Below are 21,817 nucleotides of genomic sequence, written 5' to 3' on the forward strand. Positions count from 1 at the left end.
GAGAATCGGCGATCCGATTGCTGCTCGACGCGGCGCTTCGATCGGGCCCGAGCTTCGGTGTCAGCCGGATCGATGTCCTCGCATACGCGACGACAGATCATCGGTCGAGCTGCCTCGACTCGAAGAAAGCGAGCGCCGACATTCCTTACTTCGCTTCCATCGAAGGCCCGACTCCCTTCGCGATCGCTTCGACGCGATGCCGATGGGTTGGATGTACCCAATCGAGAGGTGGCGCGGACATCGCGCCAGAGGAGGCGTATTCGTGAGCGGAGGTCCGTTCGACGGGAAGGCCGTCATAACGGGGGCAGGCAAGTCGCAGGTTGGCCGAAGGCTCGGTCGAACGGGGTTGGACCTCACGCTCGAGGCGGTGCTGCGGGCGATCGAGGACGCGGGTCTGGACATCGACGACGTCGACGGAATCGCCAGCTACCCCGGGCCTGGCGTGCCAGACCTCGGATTCTCCGGTGCGACTGTCCAGGAAGTCCGCAACTCGCTCGGACTGCGGTCCCGCTGGTTCATCTCAGCGACGGAGACCGCGGGCCAAATCGGCCCCGTGATCGAGGCTTGTATGGCAGTCACCCTGGGATTTGCCAATCACGTTGTGGTCTACCGATCGGTGTGGGAATCCACCGCGGCGCAGCAGTCGGGCGGTGGACGGGCGTCGGTACTCTTCGGTGGCGGCGAGCTGCCACCGCACCTGGAATGGGTGGCGCCGTTCGGTGCCTTGTCGGCGGCGAATTGGCTGGCGATGCCGGCGCAGCGTTACATGTCAGACTTCGGGCTGACCCGGGAGCATTTGGGCTGCATCGCCATCAACGCCCGCACCAACGCCGGGCTGAACCCGGACGCGATCTATCGCGAGCCGATGAGCATGACCGATTACCTTGGCGCGCGGATGATTTCCGAACCACTGTGCCTCTACGACTGTGACGTGCCTTGCGACGGCGCGACTGCCGTGATCGTCTCCCGTCGCGACGCCGCCAACGGCCTGCCTCGGCACCCTCTGACGGTGGAATCGGTAGGACCGGGACTGTTCGAACGTGCGACGTGGGACCAGCGCACCGACATCACCACCATGGCGGCCCACGATTCGGCCGCCACACTCTGGGAGAACACGACGTTGACCCCTGCGGAGGTCGACATGGCCCAGATCTACGACGGATTTTCGTTCCTGACCGTTATGTGGTTGGAAGCCATGGGTTTCTGCGACCACGGCAAGGTGGCACAGTTCCTCGACGACGGAGCTCGCATCGCACTGGACGGCCCGCTTCCGATCAACACCAGCGGCGGGCAGCTTTCGGGCGGCCGCCTACACGGGATGGGCTTCTTGCACGAGGCGTGCGTCCAAATGTGGGGCGAAGGCGGACCGCGCCAAGCCCCGAAGACTCCCGAGGTCGTCGCCGTGGGGGTGGGCGGAGGTCCAGTTGCCGGGTCGATGTTACTGAGCAGTCGCTGACCGGCCTCAGCCTCGTGGATCACTGGCGAGGAGGGTTTTGGCCGGGCCGACCATCTGCCGGCGAGGCCGGAGGGGGCGTCGGGCAGGCGGAAACCCTGAACGAATCCCAATCAACTCGAATTCTCTGTGTCGCAATGAGGTCCGCGTGCATCCGCGTGACGTCACTGTGCTCAATCGACGCTGGACGGCCCTGGCAGATTGCGCTTGGCGGTGCCGGGATAGCCGAAGAATTTCTCGAAGTTGGCATCGTTGATTGGTTGGGCGCTGTTGCGTCTTGCTGCCGACCGTAGCGCGTCGAGGCGCGCGCGCGCCCTCTGCAGGTCGGACGTCGAGGACTCGTGCTCGTCAAGTCGCTCGACCAACGCCGCCGCCTCGGCGATCTCGAGTTGTAGTCGTTGGCTCGCTTCGACGAAGGTGAGCAGATCGTGGTCATCTTCGTCCAACTTTTCGCGCGACGTGTCGCCCTGACGACCTGTGCTTGACATGTAGTACTCCTCAGTCCGTAGACGAATGTGATGCTCCTCCTATAGCCTCCGAGATACGCCGTCAGAAATCAAGACGGAAAGTCGAATTACCAACTTGCCCAAGGGCGAAGGGAGCATCATGCCGCTTCTCGACGATCACCAGATCGTGTCCGTAGACGACCACTTGGTGGAACACCCACGGGTGTGGCAGGACCGGTTGCCGGCCGCGCTGCGTGAACGGGGACCCCGCATCGTGGACCTCGACGGCAAGCACATGTGGACCTACGACGGAGACATCTTTCCCACGATCGGGCTCAATGCCGTCGCTGGCAAACCGCCGGAGGAATGGGGTATGGATCCCGTTCGCTACGAGGACATGATCCCCGGCTGTTACGACCCGACAGCGAGGATCGCCGACATGGACCTCGACGGGGTGCAGGCGGCGTTGTGTTTCCCGTCGTTCCCCGGGTTTGGAGGCGGCACCTTCCACCGGGCGAAGGACCAGGACTTGGCGCTGCAATGCGTTAAGGCGTGGAACGACTTCTCCATTGACGAATGGTGTGCCACCGCGCCCGATCGGTACATCCCGTTGGCGATTCTGCCGACGTGGGACATCGACGCGGCGGTCGACGAGGCCGAACGTGTGGCGGCCAAAGGCGCACGAACCATTTCCTTTCCGGACAGCCCAGTTCCGTTGGGGCTCCCGTCATTTCACTCCGATCATTGGGATCGGCTGTGGCAGGTTTGTTCGGACGCGCGTATCCCCGTGTCGCTCCACTTCGGGTCGGGCTCGTTTGTTCCAGGTTTTTCGTTTTCGTCGAGCACGCCGGTTCCGGGCGAAATGGTCTCGCCCGAAGTGCCTTTCGCAGTCGCCATCACACTGTTCTCCACGAATCTGATGTGGACCACAGTCGACCTGTTGTTCTCCGGCAAGCTACAACAGTTTCCAGACCTCCAGTTCTCCTTGGCCGAAGGCGGTATCGGGTGGGTGCCTTACATCCTCGAGCGCACCGATTACGTATGGGAGCGGCACCGCTACTACCAGCAAATCGACTTCGACTCCCGGCCCTCAGAACTATTCCGCAAGCACTTCTGGGGTTGTTTCATCGACGACGAGCACGGACTGAAGAATCGGCACGAGGTTGGCATCGACCGGGTAATGCTCGAGATCGACTTTCCTCACAGCGACTCGAACTGGCCGAATTCGCGCAAGCGTGCCGCTGAGGTTCTGGCTGACGTGCCCGACGATGAGTGCTCGTTGATCGTTGAGGAGAACGCTCGGCGGATGCTGAACTTCCCGCGGACCTCGGCGTAGACCGGCGGTTGGCCAGAGGCCAACACGGCTGCTCGGCGGTTCTGCGACGCGGACTGGCAAGCCCTCTGCGATCGGGGCGAAGCTGATCGCGGGCCGCGTGCACCTGACTCACTCACTGCGGGCTCACATCGTCACTCCTCGACCGGTACTGACATCGATGCCGATCTGGCCCCAGGGCGTTGGACGGGCTCTCTGCGCTGGGTGGTCCTCCATTCATCCACCAGCACGCCGCCCCGCCTGCTGCTGATCGCAACCCCGCCTGCCCCCGACGATCGGGGCGGACGGATTTCCACGCGGATCTTTTGAGACGTGATGTCCAGGGCGGACGGGACGCCGCCAACCTCCGGGTTGAGTCAACGGGCCTCGCCGGGTTGCCTCCCTAGAGGTCGCGTCAGGTGGGGCGCGCGGGTTGATGGTTTCGGCGCGGCGCGAAGTCGCCTGCTAAGGCCCTCGTCGCCCCGTGCTTTTCCCTGTCGCCGCCGCCGCAAATCCTAAAACGGCGTGAGTTGGTAGACGTGTGATGAATGACACGCTATATTTCCAGACAACCGATACTGCGTGTCAGAAAGGGATCTGGGATCTGAGTCGCGGCGAACCGCATCGTGCGTACGTCTGTCGCCTTTGCAGGCATGACGACGTCGTATCGGGTGGAGAGGCTTCGCCCCGAGCGCGATGCGGGCAAGAGATCGAACCGAACAGGAGTGATGGGATCGTGAGCGAATTCTTTGGACACCGGCGTCCAGGGTTGGAACCCCGATGAGGCGCATTGAAGGAGGGTCCGCGCAGGCGCAGGCGCAGACGCAGGCCGCGGCGGCGCCGCGCGGTCGCAATGCGCTCGTGGTCCTGGAAACGGGTGCCCATTTCAGCGACACTGCGCGCCAGATCGGAAGTGCCGGCTGGGATCCGATCGTCACTTCCGATGCCGAGCGCGCGCAATGGTTGGCCTCCATCCGGAGCTTTGGCTTGGTCGTGGTGTGTGGACACAGTGCGCGCTGGCTGACGCAGGTACTTACCGCGTTGCGTCCGGTGACCAAGGCGCCCCTGCTCGTCCTGTCACCGGAGCTGGAGCAGCGGCAAGCCACGATGTTGCGTGTGGGAGCGGATATGGTTTTGGCGTCCACGTCGCGCTCGGAGCTGGTCCAGTCGGCCGTCCAAGCCCTGGTCCGCCACGCTCGCATCAACGAACCCAAGCTCCGCTTTCTTGAAGCCGAAGATCTGACGATTGACCTGTGGGCTCGGCGTACCTTCGTCGACGGCACCGAAGTAGATCTCACGCCGACCGAATTCGACATACTCAGAATGTTGATGCTGAGGCCCCAGATTGCGGTCAAGCACGATGAAATCCTCAAGTCAGTATGGAACTGGAAGTACACACACGAGCGAAACGCGCTTCGCCTGCAGATCAATCGGCTGCGTTCGAAGTTGGCCGACGATTCGGGAACGGTGCGCTTCATCAGGTTGGTACGTGGAGTCGGATACCTCTTCGACAAGCCCGTAGCGGAATATGCCGACGACCGAGATGCTGCGAGGACGGGCGCCCCGCAGGAGAACACCACCCTGGTGTTGGCCCGGATGCTGCGCAGCCTGACGAGGTCGTTGATCAGCGCGGAGGACCGACGGCAAGCGTGTAGCTTGCTCGTCTCGGCAGTGGTAGACGCAGGCGTCTGCGACGGCTCCGCTGTCTTCACTCGCGGTGTGGGTGGTGATCAGCTTCAACTCGTCGTACAACAGGGGATGCCTGCGGAATGGGAAGATGCCGTCGCCGCCGGACTTCCGCTCGACGAATCCTTCCTGGCATCGGACACCGTCACCTCCCGTCAGATGCGCAGCTTCGTCGACGTGTCGCACGGCGCTACGCGGTACCGGCGATCGTCTCGGTTGATGCGTGCAGCCGACTGCCGTTTGCACTTGTCGTTGCCGCTGATCGACCACAATTCGGCGTGGGGTCAGGTTGGCTTCGCCCGGCGCAACGGCAGTGCATTCACGAGCCAGGAGTGCATCGTGCTGGAATCGGCCGCGGCGGTTCTCGGAACCGTGTTCACGGGCGCCGAGCAGCCGGTAGTAGCGGTCTGCTGATGCACGGGTTTGCACACTGATTCGACAGCGCTACGCCCAATTTCGCTCACCAACCGCTACACCGAAGACATATCTATGACACGTCCCGGCTTCTATCGTCGAATCGATCAACACGCACCCAAGCCGTAAAGGACACCCGATGACCCAGATCGATTCGCCCGCGCCCCTCGCGGCACTCGCGGTAGTGGACTCGCCGCCGCGTATGCTCAACCACTTTGCCCGCGTGACGCCCGACGCCGAGGCGACGGTGCAGTTCTACACCCGCGTGATGAACATGCCGTTCGTCCAAGCGGTGGTGGACGACTCGATTCCGTCGACGGGCGAGGCGATTCCCTACTTCCACATCTTCTTCCGGCTGGGAGACGGGTCGACGTTGGCGTTCTTCGAGGCTCCGGGCTTGCCCGAACGTCCAGCGCCTCCGCATGCCGCCTACGACACGTTCGATCACCTGGCGTTGCATGTAGATTCGGTTGCCGAGGTAGACGCATGGCATCGGCATCTGCTGGCGCAAGACGTCGAGATCGTCGGCCCGGTAGACCACGGCATCGTCTACAGCATTTACTTCCAGGACCCGGTAAATGATCTTCGCCTTGAGATCACCACGCCGCTGGTGCCGGATTGGAACGACCGACCAGATGCTGCGTCGCGTGCGTTGACTGAGTGGGTCGAGGCCAAGAGCTCCGCAGCCCAGCTGGCGGCAGGGAACGGCACCGCGTTGAGCGCCGAGTTGTCGGCGATCATCGCCGGGCGGCACGAGCCGACAACACCAATGGAGATGTGACCAGGAAGACGGCGAAATTCCATGATGAGTCGCGGATTCGCTCCGGACGACACTCCCGTATTCTGTCTGTGATGTCAGAAAATCCGGTGTTGCGTCGCGAGGGATACTGGCCAACTCATCCGGCAATAGGCAGCAAGGGCACGCGTACCCGGCAGCGCATCGTCGCCGAGGCGCTCGTGTTGTTCGGGGAGCGTGGCTTCTATGGCACCCAGGTCGACGAGATCGCCAACGCCGCCGAAACCTCGCGTGCGACGCTATACCAGTACTTCGGCAACAAAGAAGAGATCTTCACGGAGCTTTTGGAGACCTGTGGCTCTGAGCTGATGAGGTTGGTGCGTCGGCTTGGACCGCTCGGGCCCACCGTCCAAGGTTTCGAAACGCTGCACTGGTGGATCGGTGCGTGGGCCTGGGTCTATGACCGCTACGTCACCATGTTCGTCGAGGCGACGAAGGTGGAAGCGTCCGATGGCGGTGTTCGGGCGATGGTAGCGCGATTCAACCGCGCCTACGGTGCGCGCGTGTCGAAGCGTTTGGTCGCCAGCGGCCTGACGGACCAAGAGGGCGACATGGCGGCGCTGGCACTCACGAATCTCGTGCATCACTTCAACTATCTGCGTTGCCAGGCCCTCGTACCACTACCAGACGCGGAGTACGCCATCGACGGGCTGGCGGTCTGCATGCAGCTGATGTTGTTTCCGACGACCCCGGCCGTCGCGTTCGGCGGCATCCGTACTCCACCGACCAGTTCGCGCGAGCCGGTGAAGCACATCGAGGCCGAGGATCGTCCTGCCGTGTCCACCCTCGGACCTCGGGCCAGTGCGACGGTCGGGCGAATATTGACTGCTGCGGCTCGGCTGTTTGCCGAGCGTGGCTACAACGGCACGGGCATCGATGACTTGGCCGCCGCGGCAGGTGTCGGCCGTGCCACGTTCTATCGATACTTCGGCGACAAAGCCGCTCTTTTACGCGCGCTGGCCCGCGAGTACGACGCGGCCGCCGTCGAGCTGGTCGAGCGACTCACAGCCCTCGATCCCGTCGGCGGGCTCGATGATCAACTACGGCAATGGCTCTCAGACTTCGTAGTATTCAGCCGCCGCTACATCGGAGTGTTTCGCACCATCGCGCAGGGTGTTGTCACCGATGAGCAGTTGTTGAGAAGGCACCGCGACGGTATGGCGGCGGCCCACTGGGCCGCGCGGTCGATGTTGGCACGAGTACAGCGGCGATACCAATTGGACGTCGACGTCGCTGCGGGCGTGTTCGTCGCCATGCTGGACCGACTTCCCGAGGCCCTGATCGAGATGGACGCCGACGTTTCCAACGAGCGGATCGTGTCAGTGATGCAGGATGTCGTTCAACGCGCGCTGTTCAACGGCGGCTAGTCTGCGTCACAGTCATCCGCCACGTTGACGATTTACTCGGCAGAAGCGCCGGCAACCTCGTCTACTTCGTCGGTCGAATATCCCAACTCTGACAGCACCTCGCGGGTGTGCTCGCCGAGCCGGGGGGCAGGCGTGATAATGGCGGGTGGCGTCTTCGACCAGTTGACGGGTCCGCGAATGCTGACCAAGGTACCTTCGGTGGGGTGCTCGGTGCGCTGGAAGAACCCGGTGGCGTTGAGATGCGGATCGTCGAAGATCGTCTCTAGCGTATGCAAGGGTGTGGCGGGAATATCGGCTTCTTCGAACGACTTCAGCCACTCTGCTGTCGTCCTGGATGTCAAGTTCTCCCGGACGAAGGAGTACGTCTCCTGGGCGAATATGGTCCGCGACCTCAACGTCGCGAATCGCTCGTCCTCGGCGACTAGTTGTGGCTTGCCCACCAGCTTGCCGAATGCGCGCCAATGGTTGTCGGTGTAGATGATGGCGCAGACATACCCGTCCGCAGTCTTGTACGGTCGACGCTCGGGGGTGAGCGTGCGGGCATACCCCGCAGGGCCCAGCGGAGGATCGAAGGACCTGCCCCCCATGTGGTCTCCCAGCACGAACTGAGCCATCGACTCGAACATCGGCAGCTCGATGTGCTGCGCCTCGCCGCTGCGGGCCCGATGGAATAGTGCCGTGAGTATTGCTGCAACGGCGTACAGCCCGACCGCACGGTCGTTGAACGCCACTGGAACGTATTGCGGCTCCGCAGAACCGGTCCGCATGAGTAGCGAAGGTACGGCCGTGAGCCCTTGAATGAGGTCTTCGTAGGCTGGTCGGCCGGCGTAGGGTCCGCCTTCGCCGAAGCCGACCAAGCTAACCGTTATCAGCTGCGGGTTCAATGTTTGCAGCTGCTGCGGGGAAAGTTCCAGTCTAGCCATCGCGGCGGGACGAACGCTGTAGATGAAGACGTCGGCTGTCTTGAGCAGCGCCGACATCGCATCGCGGCCGGCATCCGCTTTGAGGTCGAGCACTACGCTGCGCTTGTTGCGATTGAGCTGCAAATGCGCGACGCCCATGTCCAAACTCTTGTGCGGAGGCACTTGTCTGGTGGTGTCCCCGACCGCTGACTCCACCTTGATTACGTCGGCACCGTGATCGCCGAGCATCTGGGTGGCCGACGGTCCCATCACGGTCGACGTCATGTCGATCACGCGAATTCCACTCAGGGCCAGAGCCATGGGTTGGTCCTCTCTGATATCCGACTGATCGAAGCTTCTGAATGCTAGAACCGCGCTGATGTCACCTGCGTGTAGATCGGCGTGTATCCCGGTCACCGCGAGGGCAATTCGTCGACATCCAATGGACATCTTCATTGGCTTACGTTGATGCGTGACAGCTCTGGGCAGCGAGGGCCGGCACGGCCACCGGGGGTTGCAGTATCCAGGCGTTGCTGGAGCGGGTTACACAACGGAACCCGAAGTGGGAGGTGCGCCGATGAGATCGCGAGGCGCCGACGTCATCGAAATCCGTTTCCGACGAGAGGCTTTGAATTCGATGCCGTCTGTTACCAAACGCTTGGACATCTGAGATGCCGATACCGAACATGGCGATGAAGCCGCTGCGTGGCGTCGGCGAATTCTATGCGATGGCACTTGACACGTTGGTGGCGATTCCGCGACGGCCGTTCTCCTGGCGCGAGTTCTGGTTGCAGTGCTGGTTCGTCGCCCGCGTATCGGTCATGCCAGCCTTGCTGCTCGCGGTGCCGTTCACGGTGCTCACCGCATTCACCCTGAACGTACTCCTGCTGGACTTTGGCGCCGCAGACGCCGCTGGTACCGGTGCCGGCCTTGCGATGGCGCAACTTGGCCCCATCGTGACGGTGCTCGTCGTCGCCGGTGCGGGTGCGACGGCCATTTGTGCGGATCTGGGTGCCCGGACGATCCGCGACGAATTAGATGCGCTGCGGGTAATGGGCGTCGACCCGATCCAGACTCTGGTCGTGCCTCGGGTGCTGGCCGCCAGCCTGGTGGCGGTACTGCTGTCGGCGGTCGTATCGCTGGCGACCCTGATCGGGTCGTTCTTCTTCTCGGTCTTCGTGCAGGGCGTCACAGCAGGCTATTACGTGGCCGGGCTCACGGTGCTGACCAGCGCCGAAGACGTCTTCATCCTGTTGCTCAAGGCGGGTCTGTTCGGCCTTGCGGCCGGACTCATCGGCTGTTACAAGGGAATCTCGGCGGGGGGAGGCCCAGCCGGCGTCGGTACGGCGGTCAATGAGACCGTCGTGTTCTCGTTCCTGGCGTTGTACGTGATCAACCTCTTGGTCACCGCTGGGCAGTTCGGGTTCTGATGAAGCACACCCTCGCCAGCAGCCCGAGCTCGCTGCACCCGCGTCTGCGCCGCAGCGTCGACGGCTTCGTCGTCGGCTGGAATCGCGTCGGGCGTCAAACCCAGTTCTATGGTTTGACCATCCGGTCGATCGGCACCGCGGTAGTGCACTACAAGGCAGAGATCCTCTGCCTCGTTGCGCAAATGAGCTTGGGCACCGGCGCCCTGGCCCTCATCGGCGGAACGGTTGTCGTCGTCGGCTTCCTCACGCTCTCGACGGGCGCTCTCATTGCGGTTCAGGGCTACAACCAGCTTTCCGGGGTTGGGGTGGAGGCGCTTACGGGTTTCGTCTCGGCCTACATCAACGTCAGGATCATTGCTCCGGCCACAGCCGGCGTCGCCTTGGCGGCGACGATCGGTGCGGGGGCGACTGCACAGTTGGGCGCAATGCGTATCTCGGAGGAGATCGACGCGTTGGAAGTGATGGGAATTCGGTCGGTTGCGTATCTGGCGTCGACGCGCGTGCTTACCGGCGTCATCGTCGTCATCCCGCTGTACTGCATCGCTGCGCTGATGGCGTTCCTGGCAGCGCGGCTGGGCACGATCATGCTCTACGGGCAGTCCAGCGGCGTCTACGACCACTACTTCAACACGTTCTTGATTCCCACGGATCTGCTGTGGTCCTTCGTGCAGACCATCGCGGTGGCCGTCGTCGTGATGCTCATTCATACCTACTACGGCTACACGGCTTCCGGTGGACCGGCGGGAGTTGGTGAGGCGGTCGGGCGAGCCGTCCGTGCGTCGTTGGTGTCGACGATCTTCGTGCTCCTACTGGTTTCGCTGGCCGTTTACGGGCGATCCGGCAACTTCCATCTGGCCTCATAGCGTGGAATCCAGATCGGGGGAGCGACAACTGCACCCGGCGTGGTGGACGGCGATACTCATCGCGGTCATCTTCGCGATGGTCCTGGGGACGGCGGTCGCATACAGCGGCAGTTTGAATTCGTATGTTTCCGTGACGGTGACGTCAGAGCGGTCGGGTCTGGTGATGGACTCCGGGGCCAAGGTCATGCTGAGCGGTGTGCAGGTCGGACAGGTCAGCGGCGTCACCGGCCGGCAGCAAACTGCCGAGTTGAAGTTGGACATCGACGCCGATCAAGTCCGCCACATCCCGGCCAATGTCGGTGCTCAGATTCGTGCCACGACGGCTTTCGGCGCGAAGTACGTCGACTTGATCTACCCTGACGACCCCAGCCCCGCGCGGTTGGCCGCGGGGGCAGTCCTGGTGTCCCGCAATGTCACCACCGAGGTGAACACGGTGTTCGAGAACTTGGTCGGATTGCTCGACCAGATCGACCCGGCCAAGCTGAACGCGGTGTTGGGCGCACTGTCCGAGGGATTCCGAGGCCAGGGAGACCGCATCGGGCAAGCGATCACCGACGCGAATCAAGTACTGCTCCAAACGAACCCGCGCAGCGAGACCATTCGCCAGGACTTCCGCGCCCTGACGGGTTTCAGCGACGCTTACGGCGCAGCTGCTCAGGACATAGTCTCCGTGCTCGATGCCGCCAGCACTACGAGTGACACGGTCACCCGACACGCTGCCTCGCTGGACACGTTGTTGCTCAACACAATTGGTCTTTCCCGTGCAGGAACGGACCTGATCGCACCGAACCAGCAGAATCTCATCGACGCGGTGAACATTCTCGCGCCCACCACCAACCTGCTGTTGAAATATGATCCGGTACTCACGTGCACTTTGGTCGGAGCAAAGTGGTTCCTCGACAACGGAGCTTTCGGTCTCGGCGGGAACGGACGCACGAACGTATCCGACTCGACGATTCTTTTCAGCAACGACAAGTACAACTATCCCGATAACTTGCCGATCGTGGCGGCGAAGGGCGGCCCCGGCGGCAAGCCCAGCTGCGGGTCGCTGCCCGATGCGTCGAAGATGATGCCCGTACGCCAACTCATCACCAACACCGGCTGGGGCACTGGGCTCGACATTCGGCCCAACCCCGGGGTGTCGGCGCAGACGTGCTACGCGAACTTCCTCCCGGTGACGCGGGCGATCCCGGAACCGCCGAGCATTCGCGACTGCCTTCCCGGGCCCGCGATCGGACCGGTTACCGCGCCCGGTATGCCGCCGTACGGTGCATCGCTGTATGGACCCGGCGGGGTGCCGTTGTGGCCCGGGCTTCCACCAGCCGGAACGCCGCCCCCCGTACCCGTGCCCGGTACGCCGGTCGCGCCACGGGTCGTAGCCGGACTTCCCCCGCGACCAGAGCCTCTGATCCCCGAGGCGGCGCCGACGGATCCGGCGGCACCCGCACCATGACCCAGAGTTTCGAGGGAATGACGTCGTGAAAGACAACTTCGCTGGTGCCGTCTGGCGGTTCGCCGTCTTCGGCGTCGTGTGCCTGCTTGGGATCTTCGCGCTACTGGCCATTTTCGGGCAACTGCGGTTCGACAAGGAAAATGTCTACCGGGCCGAGTTCAGCAACATCACCGGCCTCAAGAGCGGTGACTTCGTGCGGATCGCGGGGGTGGAAGTCGGCAAGGTCAGGACGATCACCCTCATGCCCGATACCACCTTGTCGGTCGAGTTCGGCACCGATCGGTCGGTAGTGCTGACCGAGGGCAGCAAAGCCGCGATCCGCTACGACAACCTCCTCGGTGGCCGGTATCTGGGCTTGGAGGAGGGAGTCGGCGACACCGATGTGCTTCGGCCGGGCTCCACCATCCCGCTGAGCCGCACCGAGCCGGCGCTCGATCTGGATGCCTTGATCGGTGGCTTCCGTCCGCTGTTTCGCGCGTTGAATCCGGACCAGGTCAATGCGCTTTCCGGCCAATTGATCGCGGCGTTCCAGGGTGAGGGCGCCACGATCAGCTCCTTCCTGGCGCAAACCGCGGAGGTGACCAATACGCTGGCCGATCGCGACCAGCTGATCGGGCAGGTGATCGGCAACCTGAACGTCGTCCTGGGATCGCTGGGTGACCAGAGCGAACAGCTCGACAAAACGGTCACCTCGCTCTCTGACCTCGTCGACTCGCTGGCCGCCCGTAAGACCGACATCAGCGCCGGAATAGCGCATGTCAACGAGGTCAGCGGCACCGTCGCCGATCTGTTGACTCAGGCGCGCCCGCCGTTGAAAGAAGTTGTCGCAGAAAATGATCGAGCCTCCGGAATCGTGGTTGCCGACCACGAGTACGTCGACAGAATTCTCAACACGTTGCCGGACAAGTATCGGGCACTGGGGCGGTTGGGCCTTTATGGAGACTTCTTCAGCTTCTACCTCTGCGACGCGGTGCTCAAGTTCAACGGCAAAGGGGGCCAGCCGGTTTTCGTCAAGGTCGCCGGCCAAGCCACGGGAAGGTGTGCGCTGAAATGAAATCCTTTTCGGAGCGCAACCCGATTGCCATTGCCATGGTGGGCGTGGCGCTGACTGGCGTCGTCGTGCTGGCGGCACTCAACTACGACAAGCTGCCCTTCGTGAGCTCGGAAAAGCAGTACTCGGCCTACTTCAGTGAGGCCGGAGGGCTCTCGCCGGGCGCCGCTGTGCAGGTGTCCGGCTACGAGGTAGGCAAGGTGTCGAGTGTGTCGCTGGAGGGCGCACAGGTGGTGGTGATATTCAGCATCGACGACAGCGCTCGCCTCGGCGACCGCACGGAGGCAGCCGTGAAGACCAAAAGCCTTCTAGGCAGCAGGATCCTGGAGGTCATCCCGCGTGGCGACGGCGAGCTGAGGGGCCCCATCCCGGTTGAGCGGACCACACCGCCCTACCAGTTGGCGGATGCTCTTGGAGATTTGGCGACCACGGTCGACCGGCTTGACACCGGCCAACTGTCGCAGTCACTCGACACGATGGCGCAGACATTCGCGAACACCCCACCGGATGTGCAAGCCGCCGTCAAGGGACTCTCGCGCTTCTCGCAATCGCTCAACGACCGTGATGCCGAACTGCGAAACCTGCTGTCCAATGCCAACAAGGCGACAAGGGTCCTGGCCGAACACAGCGATCAAGTGATCACCTTGATCAGTCAGACCAACGCGTTGCTCGCCCAGCTCCGTGTGGAAAGCGATGCGTTGGACCAGTTCTCGGGAAACCTATCGGGCCTTGCAAAACAGCTGTCGGCGTTCGTCGCCGAAAACCGCGAGCAGTTCAAGCCGTCGGTGGACAAGCTCAACGGAGTGTTGACCATCGTCGCCAACCGCAAGGGACGCTTGCAGGACGCGATCAAGCGGCTCAATTCCTACGCGATGTCGCTCGGCGAGTCGGTGTCCTCGGGGCCATTCTTCAACGCCTATGTCGCCAACTTGTTGCCCGGACAGTTCCTGCAGCCGTTCATCGACGCAGCATTCTCCGATCTGGGGCTGGACCCCAATGTGAAGTTGCCATCGGAGCTCACCGATCCGCAGACAGGTCAAGTTGCGACACCGCCGCTGCCGGTCCCGTACCCACGAACAGGACAGGGCGGCGAACCCAGAATCACCCTGCCTGACGCCATCACCGGCAATCCTGGCGATCCGCGCTACCCCTATCGAGAGCCGCTACCTGCCCCGCCGCCCGGCGGACCGCCACCCGGCCCGCCGCTGCCTGGCACAGAGCAGGTCGGGCCCACTCCGGCCCCGGTGTATTCGAACGATCCCCCAATCGAGTCAGGACAGCCGACGCCATGATCGCAGCCAAGGGTGTCCGCGTCGCGCTGTCGGCGGTACTGGTGGCGCTGCTGGTCGGTGGCTTGCTCGTCGCCACGCAGTCCAGTCCCGTCAGCGAGACGAAGCTCACTGCATATTTCGACAACACCAACGGCATCTATCCTGGCGACGATGTCCGCATCCTCGGCGTCCCGGTCGGCCACATCGAAACGATCCAGCCGCAGCCGCAGCGGGCCAAGGTCACCTTCACGGTGGACGCAAAGTACAAGGTCCCCGCTGATGCCAAGGCTGTGATCATTTCACCAACCCTGGTGTCGGCACGGTTCATTCAGCTCACGCCGGTCTACACGACCGGAGCCGAGATGGATGACGGCGCGGTCATTCCCCAGGAGCGCACCGCGGTGCCGGTGGAGTGGGACGATCTGCGCGATCAACTGGAAAAGCTGAATCGCACTCTGGCGCCGACTCAGCCCGGCGGGGTGTCGACGTTGGGCGCATTCGTCACCACCACCGCCGACAACTTGCGTGGACAGGGCGCCAACATCCGTGACGCAGTCATCAAGCTGTCGCAGACCCTGTCCATTCTGGGCGGGCAATCCGGAGACCTCTTCGGAACACTGAAGAACTTGTCCGTGCTGGTCTCGGCGTTGCACGACAGCACCGACATCATGCGTGACTTGAATGGGAACCTTGCCGCCGTTACTGCGCTATTGGCCAACGACCCCAACGAGGTTGGTACCGCGGTCGCCGACCTGAACGCTGCCGTCACCGACATGCAGGGCTTCCTCGTCGAGAACCGTGACTCGGTCGGCACGACATTCGACAAGCTTGCCGAAATCACCCAGGCGCTCGGCGAGAGTTCAGAAGACCTCAAGCAGACGCTCCACGTAGCCCCAACCGGGCTGTCGAACTTCATCAACATCTACGAGCCCGCAAACTTGGGGATAACCGGCGCCTTGTCTGGCACCAACTTCAGCAATCCGATTCAATTCATCTGCAGCGCCATCCAGGCCGCCTCACGGCTGGGTGCCGAACAGTCTGCGAAGCTGTGCGTCCAGTACCTGGCCCCGATCTTCAAGAACCGGCAGTACAACTTTCTCGGCCCCATCGGCACCAACGGTGCCCCGTTGGTGCCGTTCCTTCCCGTCGGCGCGCAGGCGCGGCCCAACGAGGTCACCTTCAGCGAGGATTGGATGCGGCCCGATTACGTTCCGCCCGCTGTGACACCCCCTGGTCAACCCGGTGACGCGCCCATCCCGCAGGCTCCGCTCCCGGCCGAGTCGCCGGCGGTGCCAGTTGATCCGGCAGCGGGCCTGCCTGGCATGATGGTGCCCAGTGGGGCCGGGTCATGACCGCGACCTTTCGTCGGCGCACCGCAACGGCAATGGCCGTCCTGGCTCTCACGACGGTGTCAGTGTCGAGTTGCGAATGGCGAGGCCTCAACTCGTTGCCCTTGCCGGGCACCGAGGGCGGCGGACCCGGCTCCTACGTGGTCCAGGCCCAGCTGCCCGACGTCAACAACATCGAACCGAATTCGCGGGTTCTGGTCGGCGACGTCAACGTGGGCAGCGTCATTCGGATCGAGCGCCAGGGTTGGCACGCGTTGCTGACGATGCGCCTCAACGCTGGGGTCGTGTTGCCAGCGAATGCGACGGCGAAGATGGGCCAGACGAGTCTGCTGGGCTCACAGCATATTCAACTCGCGGCGCCAGGGGATGAGGCGCCGGTAGGTCGGCTGCACGACGGTTCGCTGATTCCTCTGCAAAACGGTGGTGCCTACCCGACCACCGAGCAGACCCTGGGTGCGATCTCGCTCATGCTGAACGGAGGCGGTGTTGGTCAGTTACAGGACGTCGTGGAAACGTTCTCCACTGCGCTGCGCGGTCGAGAACGCGACTTGCGCAGCCTCATCGAGCAACTCGACCGGTTCGTCGGGGCCGTCGACGACCAGACCGGTGACATCATCAACGCCACTGACAGCCTCAATCGGCTGGTGGGTAGATTCGCCGACCAGAAGCCAGTCCTGGGCAAGGCGCTGAAAACCATTCCCGACGCGCTTGCCGTGCTGCGTGACGAACGGGACAACATCTCCGAAGCGATCGATCGGCTCGGAAAGTTCAGCGCCGTCACTGCCGATTCGGTCGACCAGACCAAGGAAAGTCTGGTCACCGAGCTCAAGGATATTGCGCCAGTACTACGTTCGGCCGCCAACGCGGGTCCGGCGTTGACGCGCTCGCTGAGCATCCTTGCGACCTATCCTTGGCCGAACGAGTACATCGAAAATTGGGTCCGCGGGGATTACGGCAACTTGACTGCCGTCATCGACCTTACGCTCAGCCGATTGGACGCGAGTTTCCTCACCGGAACCCGGTTTGAGGGCAAGCTGACGGCGTTGGAGATGCAGTGGGGACGCACCATCGGCCAATTGCCCAGCCCGTACACGTACGGCAACCCCTTAGTTGCGCCCTACCACCTCGATCAGGGGCCATAAGATGCGAGTGAACCGACGTACATTCATTCAGCTGGTGATATTCGCCGTCATTTCTCTGGTGGCGGGAACCGTGATGGCCGTCGGGTATATCAGGGTGCCGACGATGCTGGGTATCGGTCGCTACACCGTCACCGTTGATTTGGCGACCTCCGGCGGCTTGTATCCCAGCGCCATCGTCACCTACCGCGGTACCAAAGTCGGCACGGTCGGATCGGTCGACCTCAACGAGAACGGCGGTGTCGCCGCGGTGCTGTCGCTGCAGTCGGGGATCGACATTCCCTCGAATCTGACAGCGCAAATACACAGCCAGTCCGCGCTCGGAGAGCAGTACGTTGCACTGTTGCCGCGTGATGGCTCTGCTGCGCCGCTGAAGGACGGCGACGTCATCGGCATTGAGGACACCTCGGTGCCGCCGGCCATCGATTCGTTGCTCGACGAAGGAAATCGCGGACTGCAGGCGATCCCGCACGACGCCCTGAAGACCGTGGTCGACGAGTCCTTTGTCGCGGTCGGAGGGTTGGGACCCGAACTGTCGCGAATCGTCAAGGGAGCAAGCCAAATTGCCATCGACGCCCATGCCAACTTGGACTCGCTGACAACGCTGATCGACCAATCCGCCCCAGTGCTCGACAGTCAAACCGAGACAGCGGATTCGATCCAAGCCTGGGCGGCGCATCTGGCAACGATTACCGGACAGCTGCGCGACAACGATGCCGCCTTGGCGGGAGTGATCGAGAACGGCGGCTCCGCCGCCGACGAGGCCCACAAACTCGTCGACCGATTACAACCAACGTTGCCGGTGATCTTGGCAAATCTCGTGACCGTCGGGAAGATCGCGCTCGACTACCAACCAGCCATCGAGCAGCTGTTGGTGCTAATCCCACAGGGAGTGGCCAACATTCAAGCCGGCGCCGTCCCAGATCTGAACACCCAGCAAGACTATGCCGGCGGTTACCTCAACTTCAATCTCAACTTCAACTTGCCCCCACCCTGCACCACTGGATTCTTGCCGGCCCAGCAGCGCCGGACTCCCGTCGCAATCGACGCACCGGACCGTCCGGCTGGCGATGTCTATTGCCGGACACCGCAGGATTCACCCTTCAACGTCCGTGGCGCAAAAAACCTGCCGTGTCTGACCCATCCCGGCAAGCGCGCGCCCTTCGTGTGGATGTGCGACAGCGATGAGCAGTACGTGCCACTCAACGACGGGTTCAACTGGAAGGGCGATCCGAACGCCACCTTGTCGGGCCAAGACGTCCCTCAACTAGGGCCGAAGGATCCACCGCGCGCCGCGGCCCCGCCCGGTACGCAGCCACCACCACCCGCCGCACCACCTGCTGCCCCTTCGCTGGCCGTCGCCGAATATGACCCAGCCACAGGGAGTTACGTCGCACCCGATGGACAGATCCACACCCGGTCAGATCTTGGCCAGAACGCGCCGACGGAGCGAAGGTGGGAAGACATGGTCATGCCTCCTACTCCGTGATTGCCGACATCCAACGGACATCTTTGGTCGCTTACCTTGATGGTGATCGGTTGGTGCCCCGCGGAGGGTCATTACGGCGTTCGTGCTTGCTCTAGGCCGAGCGCCCTGCTGCGCGTGACTTGACACGACCGACATCGACGAAGGGGTGCCATGAAAGTCGCGCAGTTACATCAACGCACCAGTTTGCGAAGCCCTCGATGCCGGCGCACTGATGACCGATAGCCGCTCACTCGCCGAAGGAGTCGTGATGAACATCGAGATCGACAGTTCGAAGTGCCAGGGACACGCACTATGTGCGCTGATGTCTGATGACTACTTCGCCTTGGACGACATAGGTCAGATCGCCTCCACATCGGGTGAGGTGGCACCAGACGACCAGGATCGAGCCCGCCGGGGAGCCGAAGCATGCCCTGAGCGCGTTTTCACGATCTCCTGACCGCCGATGAGGAAGCAACAGTACGGAGTCCATCGATGACATCAACCGACCATTCCCCGTCGCAAGCAGCCGACGCGTTCGACACCGATCTCGACCATCACTCCTTGGCGTTCGCGAGAGATCCGCTGCGGGCTCTGTCGGAGCTACAATCCAGGTGCCCTGTCGCGAAATCCAGTCACGCAGGGGGATTTTGGTTGTTGACGAGCTACGACTTGGCGTTCGAGGCGCTGCACACCCCAGAGATCTTCAGCAGCAGGCCCAACGAGCACGGTCGCGGGATACCGCCGCAGCCCGGCGCCGGCAGCCTCGCACCCATCGATTACGACCAGCCCGAGTTGGGCTTGTACCGCTCATTCCTGCTGGCGGCATTGTCGCCCGGGTCGGTTCGTGAGATGCAGCCGGTCATCACGGACATGACGAACGACTTGATCGACCAGTTCATCGAGCGAGGAAAAGCCGACCTGTCGGACGAGTTGTTCACGCCTCTACCGGCTCAGATGATGCTGCACATGCTGGGGCTCGACTCTTCCCGATGGCCGGAGTGGGTGTCGTGGGTCCACGGATTCGTTCACGACATGGGTGTCGACCCCGAACTCGCGGTGCAGAAGGTCATGACGATGTTCGGCGAGATCTACCAAGAAATTGGCTTGGCGAGGGCTCAGCCCAAGCCGGGACTGCTGGGGGAGTTGGCGGTTGCAGAGCGCGACGGTCGCACGCTGACGGATGACGAACTGGCCAACATGGTGTTCCTGCTGATACTCGGCGGCATGGACACGACGGCCGGTCTGACGGCGAATTCGTTGCTGCTCATCGACTCTCAGCCGGAGTTGCGCGAGCAAATCCTCGCCGACCCGTCGGTGCTGGGTCAGGGTACGGAGGAGTTCTTGCGCTATGCAACTCCGGTGTTGGGACTGCCGAGGACGGTGACCAAGGACACCGAGTTCCACGGGCGACAGCTGAAGAAGGGCGATCAGGTATTCGTCATGTACGCAGCTGCCAATCGCGATCCGAGTCAGTTCGACGATCCTGAGACGATCGACCTGTCCCGCAAGGTCACTCGGCACATGGCGTTTGGGCTCGGCGTGCACCGATGCCTGGGGTCGAACCTGGCCAGGGCAATGTTCAAGATCATGATCAGCGAGTTGCTGACACGCATTCCCGATTTAGCGGTTACCACGAGTGACGTGGTTCGCTATGACGATGCCAGTGCGGTGTACGCGGTGCGACACCTTCCCATCACCTTTACCCCTGGGCAGCGCAAGTCCGTGGGCTAGACGGCCCGGATGAGTTTGACCGACTGTCGCAATGGCTGCGGACGCCATTGCGACAGTCGGGCGCTGTGCCGACGAAGGCATCAGCGCAGCAGGAACTTCCGAACCTTGCCGACCGACGTGCGCGGAAGCTCGTCGACGAAGATGTAGTCGCGTGGACGCTTGAGGGGACTCAACCGGGCAGCACACCACTGCTCCAGCTCTTCGGCGGACGGGCGGGTCGTCTGTTCTTGCGCGACCACGTAGGCCACCGGAACTTCGTCGCGGATCGGATCCGGACGTCCGACGACGGCCACGTCGAAGACCGACGGATGCTCGGCAAGCACCGCTTCCACTTCGGGAAGTGACACGTTCTCGCCGGCGACCTTGAGCACGTCGTTGCGCCTGCCGGCAAAGTAGTACCGGCCGCCTTCGCATCGCGCTAGGTCCCCTGTGCGAAACCATCCATCTGCAGTGAACGCTTTTGCCGTGGTAGCGGTGTCGTCTAGGTAACCGCGGAACAACTCCAGACCCGGCCTGCCGCCCACCAGGAGTTCCCCCACACCATCGCGGTCGACGTCTCTCAAGGTAACCGCACACCCCGGCGTGGGGCCGCCGATCGATCCGTCTCCATTCGCATCCTTGGCCGATGCCGACAAGACTGCCGGGATGGTTTCGGTCATGCCGTACAGCTGCCGTGGCCGGCATCCGAGAAGCGTACTGAGCGAACGGTACTGCTCGACCGTGACGTTCTGCGCATACCAGACGTGACGCAACTTGAGGTCGTCGCGATGAACGGCGCCGCGCGCCAGGATCATTCGTATCGGCGCTGCGAACAGGCTGGCGTGCGTGGCGCCATACTGCGCGGCTTGAGTGGTGAAACGGGATGCCGAGAATCCACTCATCAAAGCGATGCTCGCGCCAACTGCAATCGCGGACGCAAAGGAGTAATACTGCGCGTTGGCGTGGAAGAGCGGCAATACCACCAACTGCCGATCGTCTGGACCCAAATCAGCGGCAGCAGCCATGGTTTGACTTGCAAAGGCGTAGTTCGCCTGAGTGATGACCACGCCTTTGGGGGTACTCGTCGTTCCCGACGTGAACATGATGGCGGCAGTGTCGAGTGGCGCGGGATCTTCGAGCTGGAAGGACGCGGCACCGTTGAACACAGCTAGCTCGACGTCGTCTTCGTCGAGGCTGATGACTTCGGTCGTCACGTCGGACGCGGCGTGGCGATACGTATCCAGTCGGCGCACGGATGCGACACCGACGGCCGGTGAGGTGCGCTGGAGTTGCCCGGCGATTTCGGGCGCCGCAGCATTCGGATCACACGGCACGATGAACGATCCCACGCGGATGGCAGCCAGCCATATTGCCACGAAGGCTGGGGAGTTGGTGAGGGCCAGATGGACGCCGGCCTGCGGGGTGACTCCGGCCGCATGCAGTGTTCCCGCGACGCGACCCACCAGGCTGTCGAATTCGCCGTAGCTCCATTGCGTTACCTGACCAGTCGAGGACTCCCAGAGCAGGAACGGCCGGTCCGGCCCTTCGAGTACCGAGTGGGACCAATGGCTGGACAACGTCTCGTGATGCGGCATGCGACAGGGCCTCTCAGGGATCGTCTAGCTGCAGCTGTTTCGTTGAACGTTATCCAGGTGAGCATTTCGGGACCGTGTCCTCGACGCAGCAGGGCGAGTCGGACGGGCTTGG

Annotated in this window: 18 protein-coding genes; 15 read left to right on the top strand and 3 right to left on the bottom strand. The window is 62.8% G+C overall.

From position 1 onward, the window contains the following. Nucleotides 1–262: 262 nt before the first annotated feature. A complete protein-coding gene (locus ACZYYX_RS17650; RefSeq protein ID WP_463815895.1) occupies nucleotides 263–1,456 on the top strand; it encodes a thiolase family protein in 1,194 nt (397 codons plus the stop codon). A 170-nt stretch (nucleotides 1,457–1,626) separates the two neighbouring features. On the opposite strand, the gene ACZYYX_RS17655 is transcribed toward ACZYYX_RS17650, so the two are convergent. Then, complete coding sequence (locus tag ACZYYX_RS17655; protein ID WP_463815896.1) at nucleotides 1,627–1,941, bottom strand: acyl-CoA synthetase; 315 nt, start codon at nucleotides 1,939–1,941, stop codon at nucleotides 1,627–1,629. A 118-nt stretch (nucleotides 1,942–2,059) separates the two neighbouring features. Here ACZYYX_RS17655 and ACZYYX_RS17660 point away from each other — a divergent pair, with 118 nt between their 5' ends. The 4 genes from ACZYYX_RS17660 to ACZYYX_RS17675 all read left to right on the top strand — a co-directional run bounded on the left by ACZYYX_RS17660 (nucleotide 2,060) and on the right by ACZYYX_RS17675 (nucleotide 7,474). Next, on the top strand, nucleotides 2,060–3,235 hold the full coding sequence (locus ACZYYX_RS17660; RefSeq protein WP_463815897.1) for an amidohydrolase family protein: 1,176 nt from the start codon (nucleotides 2,060–2,062) through the stop codon (nucleotides 3,233–3,235). A gap of 756 nt (nucleotides 3,236–3,991) precedes the next feature. Further along, a complete protein-coding gene (locus tag ACZYYX_RS17665; RefSeq protein WP_463815898.1) occupies nucleotides 3,992–5,311 on the top strand; it encodes a winged helix-turn-helix domain-containing protein in 1,320 nt (439 codons plus the stop codon). 139 nt (nucleotides 5,312–5,450) lie between these two features. After that, a complete protein-coding gene (locus tag ACZYYX_RS17670; RefSeq protein WP_463815899.1) occupies nucleotides 5,451–6,092 on the top strand; it encodes a VOC family protein in 642 nt (213 codons plus the stop codon). Between the two features lie 71 nt (nucleotides 6,093–6,163). Continuing rightward, nucleotides 6,164–7,474: a TetR/AcrR family transcriptional regulator gene (locus tag ACZYYX_RS17675; RefSeq protein ID WP_463815900.1), complete on the top strand. Its 1,311-nt coding sequence runs from the start codon at nucleotides 6,164–6,166 to the stop codon at nucleotides 7,472–7,474. A gap of 32 nt (nucleotides 7,475–7,506) precedes the next feature. Here the strand turns inward: ACZYYX_RS17675 and ACZYYX_RS17680 are convergent, their stop codons facing one another. After that, nucleotides 7,507–8,697 carry a CaiB/BaiF CoA transferase family protein gene (locus ACZYYX_RS17680; RefSeq protein WP_463815901.1) on the bottom strand — a complete coding sequence of 397 codons (1,191 nt, stop codon included), beginning with the start codon at nucleotides 8,695–8,697 and terminating at the stop codon, nucleotides 7,507–7,509. A 365-nt stretch (nucleotides 8,698–9,062) separates the two neighbouring features. Between ACZYYX_RS17680 and ACZYYX_RS17685 the strand changes: the two genes are divergently transcribed. From ACZYYX_RS17685 to ACZYYX_RS17730, 10 genes are all read left to right on the top strand, one after another. Further along, a complete protein-coding gene (locus tag ACZYYX_RS17685; RefSeq protein ID WP_463815902.1) occupies nucleotides 9,063–9,806 on the top strand; it encodes an MlaE family ABC transporter permease in 744 nt (247 codons plus the stop codon). Next, entirely contained in the window at nucleotides 9,806–10,669 is an 864-nt protein-coding gene (locus tag ACZYYX_RS17690; protein ID WP_463815903.1) for an ABC transporter permease, read from the top strand. The genes ACZYYX_RS17685 and ACZYYX_RS17690 overlap by 1 nt, the downstream gene beginning before the upstream one ends. A 1-nt stretch (nucleotide 10,670) precedes the next feature. After that, entirely contained in the window at nucleotides 10,671–12,122 is a 1,452-nt protein-coding gene (locus ACZYYX_RS17695; protein ID WP_463815904.1) for an MCE family protein, read from the top strand. A 25-nt stretch (nucleotides 12,123–12,147) separates the two neighbouring features. Next, nucleotides 12,148–13,176 (top strand): MCE family protein, encoded by a 1,029-nt coding sequence (locus ACZYYX_RS17700; RefSeq protein ID WP_463815905.1) that lies wholly within the window; start codon nucleotides 12,148–12,150, stop codon nucleotides 13,174–13,176. Further along, on the top strand, nucleotides 13,173–14,465 hold the full coding sequence (locus ACZYYX_RS17705; RefSeq protein ID WP_463816490.1) for an MCE family protein: 1,293 nt from the start codon (nucleotides 13,173–13,175) through the stop codon (nucleotides 14,463–14,465). The genes ACZYYX_RS17700 and ACZYYX_RS17705 overlap by 4 nt, the downstream gene beginning before the upstream one ends. After that, nucleotides 14,462–15,796: an MCE family protein gene (locus tag ACZYYX_RS17710; RefSeq protein WP_463815906.1), complete on the top strand. Its 1,335-nt coding sequence runs from the start codon at nucleotides 14,462–14,464 to the stop codon at nucleotides 15,794–15,796. Before ACZYYX_RS17705 ends, ACZYYX_RS17710 begins: the two co-directional genes overlap by 4 nt. Next, the gene (locus ACZYYX_RS17715) at nucleotides 15,793–16,935 is read left to right on the top strand and encodes a virulence factor Mce family protein (protein ID WP_463815907.1); all 1,143 of its coding nucleotides are present in this window, start codon (nucleotides 15,793–15,795) and stop codon (nucleotides 16,933–16,935) included. Before ACZYYX_RS17710 ends, ACZYYX_RS17715 begins: the two co-directional genes overlap by 4 nt. A 1-nt stretch (nucleotide 16,936) precedes the next feature. Further along, complete coding sequence (locus tag ACZYYX_RS17720) at nucleotides 16,937–18,421, top strand: MCE family protein (protein WP_463815908.1); 1,485 nt, start codon at nucleotides 16,937–16,939, stop codon at nucleotides 18,419–18,421. A gap of 247 nt (nucleotides 18,422–18,668) precedes the next feature. Further along, a complete protein-coding gene (locus ACZYYX_RS17725) occupies nucleotides 18,669–18,857 on the top strand; it encodes a ferredoxin (RefSeq protein WP_463815909.1) in 189 nt (62 codons plus the stop codon). 197 nt (nucleotides 18,858–19,054) lie between these two features. Continuing rightward, nucleotides 19,055–20,131, top strand: coding sequence for a cytochrome P450 (locus tag ACZYYX_RS17730; RefSeq protein ID WP_463815910.1), 1,077 nt, complete (start codon nucleotides 19,055–19,057; stop codon nucleotides 20,129–20,131). A gap of 80 nt (nucleotides 20,132–20,211) precedes the next feature. On the opposite strand, the gene ACZYYX_RS17735 is transcribed toward ACZYYX_RS17730, so the two are convergent. Beyond that, nucleotides 20,212–21,705 carry a class I adenylate-forming enzyme family protein gene (locus ACZYYX_RS17735; protein WP_463815911.1) on the bottom strand — a complete coding sequence of 498 codons (1,494 nt, stop codon included), beginning with the start codon at nucleotides 21,703–21,705 and terminating at the stop codon, nucleotides 20,212–20,214. Between the last annotated feature and the right edge of the window lie 112 nt (nucleotides 21,706–21,817).

The sequence above is a fragment of the Mycobacterium sp. IDUB_1 genome (assembly GCF_055419625.1).

Excerpts from the sequence above, each read along its gene's own strand:
- ACZYYX_RS17680 (WP_463815901.1), bottom strand. The coding sequence starts at position 8,697 with ATGGCTCTGGCCCTGAGTGGAATTCGCGTGATCGACATGACGTCGACC.
- ACZYYX_RS17715 (WP_463815907.1), top strand. The coding sequence starts at position 15,793 with ATGACCGCGACCTTTCGTCGGCGCACCGCAACGGCAATGGCCGTCCTG.
- ACZYYX_RS17665 (WP_463815898.1), top strand. The coding sequence starts at position 3,992 with ATGAGGCGCATTGAAGGAGGGTCCGCGCAGGCGCAGGCGCAGACGCAG.
- ACZYYX_RS17685 (WP_463815902.1), top strand. The coding sequence starts at position 9,063 with ATGGCGATGAAGCCGCTGCGTGGCGTCGGCGAATTCTATGCGATGGCA.
- ACZYYX_RS17690 (WP_463815903.1), top strand. The coding sequence starts at position 9,806 with ATGAAGCACACCCTCGCCAGCAGCCCGAGCTCGCTGCACCCGCGTCTG.
- ACZYYX_RS17675 (WP_463815900.1), top strand. The coding sequence starts at position 6,164 with ATGTCAGAAAATCCGGTGTTGCGTCGCGAGGGATACTGGCCAACTCAT.
- ACZYYX_RS17670 (WP_463815899.1), top strand. The coding sequence starts at position 5,451 with ATGACCCAGATCGATTCGCCCGCGCCCCTCGCGGCACTCGCGGTAGTG.
- ACZYYX_RS17720 (WP_463815908.1), top strand. The coding sequence starts at position 16,937 with ATGCGAGTGAACCGACGTACATTCATTCAGCTGGTGATATTCGCCGTC.
- ACZYYX_RS17725 (WP_463815909.1), top strand. The coding sequence starts at position 18,669 with ATGAACATCGAGATCGACAGTTCGAAGTGCCAGGGACACGCACTATGT.
- ACZYYX_RS17705 (WP_463816490.1), top strand. The coding sequence starts at position 13,173 with ATGAAATCCTTTTCGGAGCGCAACCCGATTGCCATTGCCATGGTGGGC.
- ACZYYX_RS17735 (WP_463815911.1), bottom strand. The coding sequence starts at position 21,705 with ATGCCGCATCACGAGACGTTGTCCAGCCATTGGTCCCACTCGGTACTC.
- ACZYYX_RS17710 (WP_463815906.1), top strand. The coding sequence starts at position 14,462 with ATGATCGCAGCCAAGGGTGTCCGCGTCGCGCTGTCGGCGGTACTGGTG.
- ACZYYX_RS17655 (WP_463815896.1), bottom strand. The coding sequence starts at position 1,941 with ATGTCAAGCACAGGTCGTCAGGGCGACACGTCGCGCGAAAAGTTGGAC.
- ACZYYX_RS17660 (WP_463815897.1), top strand. The coding sequence starts at position 2,060 with ATGCCGCTTCTCGACGATCACCAGATCGTGTCCGTAGACGACCACTTG.